We start from the raw sequence: 10,507 nt of genomic DNA, 5'->3' as shown, positions 1-10,507 counted from the left end.
TTTCCCTCCCTGCCGCCCGCTCTCCCTTTTCCGGCCAGGCTGTGAAAAAGTCCGCTGTGTGCTGGCTCCATAAGGGAGGGGTTCGTCAAATGTTCTAAAAAAGAATAGATATATTGACAAATATTGAGTAATATGCTATTTTTAATGTAAGCAGATGAGAACGAGGAGGTCGTTTTTTATTTTTTAAGTTTTTAACCTATCATATAGCATATAGCATATAGCTTACAGGTCCAATGTTATTTATGATTCCCGCATGGCTTTGGATGGACGGAAAATGAAGCCTTATGAATTATGTCAATCAGCCATCCTCTTACTTTCCTTTTTACGTACCCGGTTTAGAGGCAGAAGGAGCGGAGATGGCATGTATCGCACCTGTGGGATTTGTAAAGATCCGTCAGGCGCTCATATCAAGGAGGACATCAATATGAAGAGACCAGTAACAGCGGCAATTGCAGGCCTGGGCAATCGGGGAAATGATATCTATGCCCATTATCAGCTTGTAGCGCCGGAGGAGATGAAGGTAGTGGCGGTGGCGGACCCGGTTGCCGGAAAGAGGGAGGCGGCCCGGGAAGAGTACGGGGTAGCGCCTGAAAATTGTTTTGAAACGGTGGAAGACTTGTTGAAACAGCCGAAGCTCGCCGATATCCTGGTGATAGCGACCCAGGACAAACAGCATGTGGCCCAGGCGGTGGAGGCGATTAAGAAGGGATATCACATTCTCTGCGAAAAGCCCATTTCCCCAAGCCTGGAGGAGTGTCTTCTTCTGCAGAAAACGGCCCACGAATATGGACGTATGGTAGCTGTGGGACATGTGCTCCGTTATACTCCATTTTATTCGAAGATAAAAGAGGTGATCGAGTCCGGACAGATCGGAGACGTGGTCAGTGTCCAGGGAATTGAGAACGTTAAATACTGGCACCAGGCTCACAGCTTTGTAAGGGGCAACTGGCGCGACTCTGTGGAGACGAGCCCGATGATTCTTGCAAAATGCTGCCATGACATGGATATCTTTGTGTGGCTTCTGGAAAAGAAGTGCGAACGGGTTTCTTCCTATGGTTCCACCTATTTATTTAAGGAATCCATGGCTCCGGACGGCTGTGCCATGCGCTGCCTCGACGGATGTGCGGCAAAGGAGAACTGTCCGTATGATGCGGAAAAGATCTATATCACGGATAAAGGCACTGGAATCCGCAATGTTGTTGAGAAGAATCTGACCGGTGACGATGCGTGGCCGTGCTGCGTACTCTCCCAGACACTGACCGAGGAGGCCATTTATGACCAGATTAAGACCGGCCCTTACGGCCGCTGTGTCTATCACTGCGATAACAACGTGGTGGACCATCAGGTGGTCAATATGGAATTTGAGGGCGGTGTGACGGTCAATTTTACCATGAGTGCATTTACCAGCGGAGGCGGCCGCGATATCAAGGTTATGGGTACTATGGGCGATATCATTGGTGATTTACATACGGGAATTGTGAAGGTTACGAATTTTGGAAAAGAGACGGAGGTTTATGATATCAATGCGACGGCAGGAGATTTATCAGGTCACGCGGGAGGTGATAACCGTCTGATCCACGATTTCCTGGCGGCGGTAGAGGAAGGCGAGACGAAGGGACAGTTAAGAACCGGCGTCGATGTGTCGATACAGAGCCATATCATTGCGTTGGCGGCTGAATATTCCAGAATTCATGAGGGGGAAAGCGTTGCCCTGGATGAATTTATACGTAGTGAGAGATTTGCCTAAAATGTTTTAGAGAAGGAGAGGATTTTATGAAAAAAAGATGGTTAGCTTTATGTCTGGCAACAGTGATGGCGGCATCCTTAACCGCGTGCGGCAGCTCCAAGACATCTACACCGGATACGACCGGTGCACAGACGACTGCAGCGGGCAGTGAGACGAAGGCCGGAGGCGAAACAAAGGCCGAAGAAGCGCCTGCGGGTGCTGTGGAACAGGTGGTGACCATTCCAATGTTCAGTGATCCGGATACGCTGGATCCGGGCCGTTCCGATGACGAGCAGAAGAATGCAATCGTGTTGGAGATTCAGGAGACGCTGATCCGTCTGATGGACGGAAAAGTGACGCCTGGAGGCGCAGAGAGCTGGGAGACCTCCGATGACGGACTGGTATGGACTTTTAAGCTGAGAGACAATCAGTATTCCGACGGTACGGCCGTGACGGCTCAGGATTATGTAAACTCCATACGCAGAATTTTTGATCCGGAAGTCAACTGCCACAACGCGGGAATCTTCTACTGCATCAAAGGCGGAGAGGATTTCAATACGGGTAAGGGGAGCAAGGAAGATGTAGCGGCGAAGGCGGTTGATGACAAGACGCTGGAAATCACCCTGACAGAACCGCTTCCATATTTCTTACAGCTGATGACATTTGCCAATGTGACTCCGGTTCCGGAATCCAAGACGCAGGGCGAGAAGAACTCTTCTTACGGTGCGACGGCAGAGGAACTCAGCAGCTCAGGTCCATTCTACGCATCAGAGTGGGTCCGCGGTTCAAAGATCGTGCTGAAGAAGAACCCGAATTACTGGGATGCGGCAAATGTAAAGCTGGAAACCGTCAACATGGTGCTGGCGCAGGACGAAAATACGAGAGAGCAGATGTTTAATCAGGGTCAGCTTGATATCTTAAGAAAGGTCCGCAGCGAGTATGCAGATACGTTAAAGGCTAAAATCGATGGCGGCGAGGTCCAGCTCTTAGAGGGACCGCAGCCGAGATACAGCTATATCTGCTTTAACAATGAAGATCCCAATGGAATCTTTACAAATGAGAAGATCCGTATGGCATTTTCCATCGCGCTTGACAGAGAATCTCTCGTTAAAAATGTTATGAAGAAGGACCAGGCTGCTTACGGCATGATTCCTTACGGTTTAAGTATCGGCGAAGAACTGTTCCGTGATATCTATCCGGAGCCGATGAAGGATTTTCTGGCTCAGGATCCGAAGGCTCTGCTGGAGGAGGGCTTAAAGGAGATCGGGAAAGAGGGAGAGCAGATTACTGTGACGTTCCTTCAGAAGAACTCTGATAATGATACGAAGGTTCAGGCAGAGTATTACCAGAACCAGTGGCAGACAAAGCTTGGCGTGATTGTTAAGATCGATACGGCATCCGACAACTCATCCTTTAATAACCAGGTATCCAAGGGGCTGTATCAGGTATGCCAGACCGGATGGGGCGCTGACTATAATGATCCGATGACATTTATGCAGTGCTATATGACCGGCGACGGCAACAACCCGGCATTCTTCTCCGATGCGAAGTACGATGAGCTGGTGGAGGCATGCAAGACGGAATCCGATATGAAGGTGCGCGGCGAGAAATTTGCAGAGGCAGAGAAGATTATCACAGTGGAACACTGTGGTCTGGCGCCGATTACCTTTACATACGACAAGAATGTGGCAAAGAGCAGCGTGAAGGGCTTCTATATTAATGGAGCCGGCGGCCCGGCAATCGAACTGAAAAGTGCATATGTAGAATAGGATTAAGAGACAGGAACATGGACTTTGACAATGCGGGGCAGGTATTTACTGCCCCGCATTGTGCGCCTGACTATTACTGCACGGATATCAAGCACTCGTAGTGCGTTATTAATGCAATGCAGTAAGAGATGGATTACGACGAAACACATGAATCAGAAACAGGATGGGAGGTTCAAGATGGTAAAGTATATTTTGAAGAAGATAGGTTATATGATTGTTACACTCTGGGTAATTCTGACAATAACCTTCTTCCTGGTCAGCGTCATACCGGGCGATCCGATGCAGGCGGACACCAAGGTGCTTCCCGAGGCTGTGGTGGAGAACTTAAAGGCCCGCTGGGGGTTGGATAAGCCGATGGGGGAACGGTATGTTATTTATTTGAAGAATCTTCTTCACGGAGAATTGGGAGAGTCTTATAAGACTCCGGGCCTTACTGCGAATCAGATTATTAAGGACCGTTTTCCGGCTTCTGCAAGGCTGGGGATTCAGGCCGTGGTGTTAGGACTGGTTCTCGGTCTGCTTCTGGGAATTCTGGCGGCCTTCCACCGGGGGACGTGGATCGATTTCATTACGATATTTATCGCAATTGTGGGGGTATCCATCCCAAGCTTCGTTTTTGCCGCCCTGCTCCAGAAATATGGCGGCGGAGATTATTTTCCAATTGTCGGCTGGGTGTCTCCAGGGATGAAGATTCCCGACATTTTCCGTTATACGGCGCTGCCGACGCTGGCGGCATCGATCGGCGGCCTGGCTACGTATTCGCGGTTTATGCGGTCCTCGGTGCTGGATGTGTTGAGCTCTGACTATATCCTGCTGGCCAAGGCCAAGGGGCTGTCCAACTGGAAAATCATTACACGCCACGTGCTCCGCAACAGCATCACTCCGATTATCTCGATCGTGGCGCCGCAGGTGGCGGGAATTGTGACGGGGTCCTTCGTGATCGAGAGGATTTTCTCCATACCGGGTCTGGGCCGTTACTACGTGGACAGCGTCAATGGCCGTGATTACCCGATGGTTCTGGCTACGACCATATTCTTTTCCTTCATCTTCATTCTTTCGATTGTCGTGATGGATATTTTATATGCAATCGTTGACCCGAGAGTCCGTAAGGGCATCATTGAAGGAAAGTAAGGAGGAGAGCCATGGAACAGGGAAATGAAATGACAGTAACAAAGGATCTATTCCGGCGTGTCGGGGTGGATGAACAGAAATCAGAGTCCGTGGTGCGCCCCAGTATCTCCTACTGGCAGGACGCGGTCCGGAGATTAAAACAGAATAAAGTAGCTATGGTGAGCCTGGTGGTGCTCCTGTTAATTCTGGTGATGTGCGCCATAGGGCCGTATATTTATCCACACCCGTTTGATGAGCAGAATATTGAATTTACGAATCAGACGCCCTCCTTGCAGCACTGGTTCGGACTGGACGATCTGGGACGGGATATCTTCGCGAGAATCTGGATGGGGGGAAGAATCTCCTTAACGATTGGTATCGTGGGCGCGATCGTGTCACTCGTCATCGGAGTTTTATATGGCGGCATCAGCGGGTACTGCGGCGGACTTGTGGATGATATCATGATGAGAATTGTGGAAATCCTGGTGGGAGTGCCGTACATGGTGGTGGTTATTATCATGTCCGTGGTGCTGGGAAAGGGCATGACCTCCCTATTGATCGCGCTGTGTATCACAAGCTGGACGAATCTGGCGCGAATCGTGAGAGGCCAGGTGCTGGAGCTGAAGGAGAGCGAATACGTTCTGGCAGCCCGGGCGCTGGGAACGCCTCCTCTTCAGATCATCGTAACGCACCTGCTTCCCAATACATTGAGCCTGATTATTATCAATACAACCTTTTCCATACCATCCTTTATCTTTGCGGAAGCGTTTTTAAGCTTCGTAGGTATGGGAATCCAGCCGCCGCTGACAAGCTGGGGCGCTATGGCCGCGTTGGGCCAGCAGCAGATGTCCTACTATCCTCATGAGCTGATTTTCCCGGCGCTGGCAATCTCTGTGACCATGCTGGCATTTAACCTGCTGGGCGATGGACTCAGGGATGCATTTGATCCGAAACTGCGCCAGTAGCACTGTTTGTGAATAATAAAGGAAAGGCAGGCATCACCTATGAGTCAACCATTACTTGAGGTTAAGAATTTAAAGGTTTCATTTCATACATATGCCGGGGAGGTACAGGCGGTCCGGGGCGTGGATTTTACGCTGGACGCCGGAAAGACCATGGCAATCGTCGGGGAGTCCGGAAGCGGTAAAACGGTGACTTCCAAGGCGGTTATGGGGCTGATCGCCTCACCCCCGGGAGAGGTAAAGAAAGAGAGCAGCATTTTATTTGAAGGCACGGATATTTTAAGGTTTACGGAAAAACAGTGGCAGGATTACAGGGGCAAGGATGCGGCCATGATCTTCCAGGATCCCATGACATCTCTGGATCCGACCATGAAGATCGGGCGGCAGATCATGGAGAGCATCGTGGAACACCAGAAGGTGGGAAAACGGGAAGCCATGCAGAGGGCCGTGGAGCTGCTTAAAAAGGTGGATATTCCCAATCCGGATGAGAGAGTGCATCAGTATCCCTATGAATTTTCAGGCGGAATGCGTCAGAGAGTGGTAATCGCCATCGCGCTGGCCTGCAATCCGAAGCTGATGATTGCGGATGAGCCGACTACGGCGCTGGATGTCACGATTCAGGCGCAGATCATCGGACTGCTGAAGGAGATACAGAAAGCTAACAATACATCGGTTATCATGATTACCCACGATCTGGGAGTTGTAGCCGGTATGGCGGATACGATCGCGGTTATGTATGCGGGATGCATTGTGGAATATGGCAATGTCTTCGACATTTTCAATGCGCCGCAGCACCCGTACACCAATGCCCTGTTAAACGCGGTACCCAGGCTGAATGTGGAGAACAAGGCGCAGCTGGAGGTAATTCCGGGGACGCCGCCGGATCTCATCTCGCCGCCGAAGGGCTGCGGATTTGCCACAAGGTGCAAGTACTGCATGGAAATCTGCCGTCAGGCGCCGCCGGAATATACGGAGGTGTCAGATACCCATAAGGCAGCCTGCTGGCTCCATCATCCGATGGCCAGGGAGGCATTCGATTACGATGATATAAGGAGGGTTTTTGAATCATGACAGGGATGGATAAAGATAATCAGAAACCCATGGTCCATGTGGAACATTTGAAGAAGTATTTTCCGGTGCGGAAAAAGGGGATTTTAAAGGCGGTGGATGACGTGTCCTTCGACATCTGCGCTGGGGAGACCCTGGGGCTGGTGGGGGAGTCGGGATGCGGCAAGACGACCTGCGGACGAACCGTCGTAAAGCTGTATCCGGCCACCTCGGGGACTATCGAGTTCGACGGAAGAGATGTGAGCCAGTTAAAGACGAAGGATGAGATAAAATGGTTTAAAAAGAACGCCCAGATCATCTTCCAGGATCCTTACGCCTCCCTGGACCCGCGAATGACGGTGGGCGACATCGTGGCGGAGGGAATGAAGAACCATGATTTATATCCGGGTAAGGAGCGGATGGAGCGGGTGCATGAGCTGTTAAGCCTGGTGGGGCTCAACAAGGAACATGCGAACCGCTTCCCTCACGAATTCTCCGGCGGACAGCGTCAGAGAATCGGCATTGCCAGGGCGCTGGCCGTGGACCCGAAGTTTATCGTCTGTGATGAACCCATATCGGCTCTCGATGTGTCGATCCAGGCTCAGGTGGTCAATTTGCTGGTGCGCCTTCAGAAGGAGCTGGGGCTGACGTACCTCTTTATTGCCCATGATTTATCCATGGTGAAACACATATCCGACCGGGTGGGCGTCATGTACATGGGACATATCGTGGAGCTGGCATCCAGCGCGGAGCTGTACCGGAATCCGCAGCACCCGTATACGAAGGCACTGCTGTCGGCAATTCCCGTACCGGATCCGGAATTTGAGCGCTCGAAGACACTGATTCCGCTGGAGGGCGAGGTGGGAAGTCCGATCAACTGCAAGGAGGGCTGCAGATTTGAAAAACGGTGTAAATACGCCACGGAACAATGCCGCAGCGTGACACCGCAGCTTAGGGAAATCGAGGCGGGACATTACGTTTCCTGCCATCTTTTGAACCAGGCAAAGGGCGTTGATTGACAGTCTCTGTTTATTATGATATGGTTAAAAAAATATTATTTTAAGAGAGAGAGCACGATGGTTAATAAGATAAAGAGGACTTCCCTCCAGTCCGAGATCATACGGTTTATTCTGGATTATATCAGAGAACATGATTTAAATCCGGGGGACAAACTTCCCTCGCAGGAGAACCTGCTGGCCATGATGGGGGTCAGCAGGACTTCCCTGAGGGAGGCCATGAAGACACTGGAAGCCAGGGGGATTCTGGAGATTCAAAATGGGAAAGGCGCCTATGTGGGCGGTCTGGTGGATGCCGACGGTGTACAGGTCATTGATTTCACACAGGAAAAGGAACGTCTTCTGGAAGCGCTGGAAGTGCGCAAGATTCTGGAACGGGAGATTCTGCGGATGCTGATCCACACCATCACCGACGAGGAGTTAAAGGAGCTGGGAGAAATTAAGGATATTCTGATGAGCAAATACCGGAGGGGCCTGCAGCAGACGGCTGAGGACAAGAAATTCCACTATACCATCTACCGTCTCTGCCATAACCAGGTGATGTATCAGCTAATCCTGTCCTTAAACAATGTGATGGAGAAGTTCTGGGAGTTCCCTCTTAATATGGAGGACCCGTTTCTGGAGAGTATCCCGCTCCATGAGGAACTTTATGAGGCCATCTGTGAAAAGAATGTAAGGAAGGCCCAGTCCATCAATGACAAGCTTTTAGAGGCAGTTTACAGAGATATCAGACAACAGCGGTAATGGAAATCGGATAAGGCTTCAGGGGGCGGCAAAGAAGGAGATTCGTGCTCCCCTGTGTAAACCTATCACATAGCATATAGGTGTTGGAAAGGGGATATGAGATGACAGATCAATCGGAGTATTTAAAAAGTGATAAGCTGGTGACAGCCCATTATGGGGAGGAATATGAGCATTATTATAATGCCGTTGTTCCTCCGATTTTTATGAACTCACTCAATGTATTTGAGACCATTGATGATTACTATGACAGTGACAAGACGGACAAACATACATACTGCTATGGGCGGGTGCAGAATCCGACGGTGCGGATTCTGGAGGACAAGGTGGCGGCTCTGGAGCACGGGACCGGCGCGCTGGCGTTTGCCTCGGGCATGGCGGCGGCTACGACGGCGGTTCTCACTGTCTGTAAAACAAAGAGCCATGTGGTCTGTATTCGGAACGCGTATGGACCATTAAAGACATTTCTCAATGAATACTGCAGGGAACACCTGGATATGAGCGTCACCTATGTAAAAGGGGATGAGCCGGAGGAATTTGAAAATGCCGTCACGGATCAGACGGATCTGATTATCCTGGAGAGCCCTTCTTCTGTCGTACTGTCCCTTCAGGACATTCAGGCGGTGTCCAGGACAGCGAGGAAACACCACGCTTACGTCTATATTGACAACAGCTTCTGTACGCCGATTTACCAGAAGCCGCTGGAGCTGGGGGCTGATATTGTGATGCACACCACCTCCAAGTATATGGGCGGACACAGCGATATTATCGGAGGTGTACTCGCCGTGAAGGACGAGGAGCTCATGGCGCGCCTGAGACAGCAGAGGGAGCTCTTTGGCGGAATCATCGGTCCGATGGAGGCGTGGCTGATCATACGCGGTCTGCGGACGATGGAGGTGCGTGTGGAACGCCATCAGGCGACGGCCATGGATATAGCGGCGTTCTTAGAGAACCATCCGAAGGTGAGAAAGGTCTATTATCCGGGACTTTTGTCCCATTCGCAGTATGAGCTGATGAAGCGGCAGCAGAGCGGAAATACGGGGCTGTTGAGTTTTGAGATAGAAGGCAGCACAGAGCAGGCCAAGGAAGTGGCAAAGCGGCTTAAGCTGTTTAAGATCGGCGTTTCCTGGGGCGGTTTTGAGAGTCTTGTCTGTATGCCGCACGCGAGACAGGATGAGGAGGCGTGCCAGTTTTTGGGAGCGGATCAGAACGTACTGCGAATTCACTGCGGACTGGAAGGCGCAGACGTATTGAAGGCGGATTTGGAACATGCGCTGTCCTGTCTGTGACAGAGTGACGAAAGAGGGGGATTACAGGATATGGCTATTGTTTTTCACGAGAGAACGGAAGAGTTCCACCTTTATAACCGGGAAATCAGTTATATTATGAAACTTCTGCCTGACCGCTCTGTCGGGCAGCTGTACTATGGAAAAAGGATTCGCGACAGGGAAGACTATGGCCATATGCTGGAATATGCGGTGAGAGATATGGCGCCGTGTCCTTTTGAGGGCGATAATACATTTTCCAGGGAGCATGTGCGGCTGGAGTATCCGGTGTACGGAACGGGGGATATGCGTTATCCGGCTTACTCCATTACCTGCGGAAATGGAAGCCGTATAACCGGATTTACCTATACAGGGCACCGCATCTTTGCAGGAAAAAAGCCGCTTGAGGGACTTCCGGCCACGTATGTGGAGGATGATGGGGAAGCCTGTTCTCTGGAGCTGTATTTAGAGGACAGCCTGATCCGCGTGCGGCTGGTGCTGAGTTATACTATTTACAGTGATTTTCCGGTGGTTGCCAGAAATGCCCGGTTTGAATGTCTGGAGGGGTGTCAGGGAATCCGGCTGGAGCAGGCCATGAGTCTGAGCCTCGATCTGCCGGACAGCCGCTATACGATGCTCGATCTGGCCGGCGCCTGGGGGCGGGAGCGTTATCCCGACTTCCATCCGCTGCACCAGGGACTACAGTCGGTTCACAGCATGAGAGGCCACAGCAGCCATCAGTTTAACCCATTTCTGGCTCTGCTGAGACCGGATGCGGGGGAGTCGGCGGGGGAAGTTATCGCGGCCGCCCTTGTATACAGCGGTAATTTTCTTGCCAGTGCCGAGGTTGACACCATGGGGACAACGAGAA

General features: G+C 51.2%; 9 protein-coding genes. All 9 read left to right on the top strand.

What is annotated here, in order from left to right; translation table 11 throughout:
- Positions 1 to 424: 424 nt before the first annotated feature.
- Positions 425 to 1,747, top strand: coding sequence for a Gfo/Idh/MocA family protein (locus ACLTD4_RS31120; RefSeq protein ID WP_117622722.1), 1,323 nt, complete (start codon positions 425 to 427; stop codon positions 1,745 to 1,747).
- A gap of 26 nt (positions 1,748 to 1,773) precedes the next feature.
- Entirely contained in the window at positions 1,774 to 3,495 is a 1,722-nt protein-coding gene (locus ACLTD4_RS31115) for a peptide ABC transporter substrate-binding protein (RefSeq protein WP_117622721.1), read from the top strand.
- Positions 3,496 to 3,672: 177 nt separating this feature from the next.
- The gene (locus tag ACLTD4_RS31110; RefSeq protein ID WP_002605704.1) at positions 3,673 to 4,626 is read left to right on the top strand and encodes an ABC transporter permease; all 954 of its coding nucleotides are present in this window, start codon (positions 3,673 to 3,675) and stop codon (positions 4,624 to 4,626) included.
- An 11-nt stretch (positions 4,627 to 4,637) separates the two neighbouring features.
- Entirely contained in the window at positions 4,638 to 5,570 is a 933-nt protein-coding gene (locus ACLTD4_RS31105) for an ABC transporter permease (protein WP_002605703.1), read from the top strand.
- Positions 5,571 to 5,609: 39 nt separating this feature from the next.
- On the top strand, positions 5,610 to 6,638 hold the full coding sequence (locus ACLTD4_RS31100) for an ABC transporter ATP-binding protein (RefSeq protein ID WP_002605702.1): 1,029 nt from the start codon (positions 5,610 to 5,612) through the stop codon (positions 6,636 to 6,638).
- Positions 6,635 to 7,633, top strand: a complete 999-nt coding sequence (locus ACLTD4_RS31095) for an ABC transporter ATP-binding protein (RefSeq protein ID WP_055659831.1) — start codon at positions 6,635 to 6,637, stop codon at positions 7,631 to 7,633. Before ACLTD4_RS31100 ends, ACLTD4_RS31095 begins: the two co-directional genes overlap by 4 nt.
- A 57-nt stretch (positions 7,634 to 7,690) precedes the next feature.
- Positions 7,691 to 8,374: a FadR/GntR family transcriptional regulator gene (locus ACLTD4_RS31090; protein WP_002605700.1), complete on the top strand. Its 684-nt coding sequence runs from the start codon at positions 7,691 to 7,693 to the stop codon at positions 8,372 to 8,374.
- 101 nt (positions 8,375 to 8,475) lie between these two features.
- A complete protein-coding gene (locus ACLTD4_RS31085; RefSeq protein ID WP_117622720.1) occupies positions 8,476 to 9,660 on the top strand; it encodes a trans-sulfuration enzyme family protein in 1,185 nt (394 codons plus the stop codon).
- Between the two features lie 30 nt (positions 9,661 to 9,690).
- On the top strand, positions 9,691 to 10,507 hold an 817-nt coding region (locus ACLTD4_RS31080; protein ID WP_412331839.1), incomplete at its 3' end, for a glycoside hydrolase family 36 N-terminal domain-containing protein.

The organism is Hungatella sp., assembly GCF_046966825.1.
The sequence above is the reverse complement of the archived record's forward strand: the minus strand, read 5'-3'. Positions and strand labels throughout refer to the sequence as shown.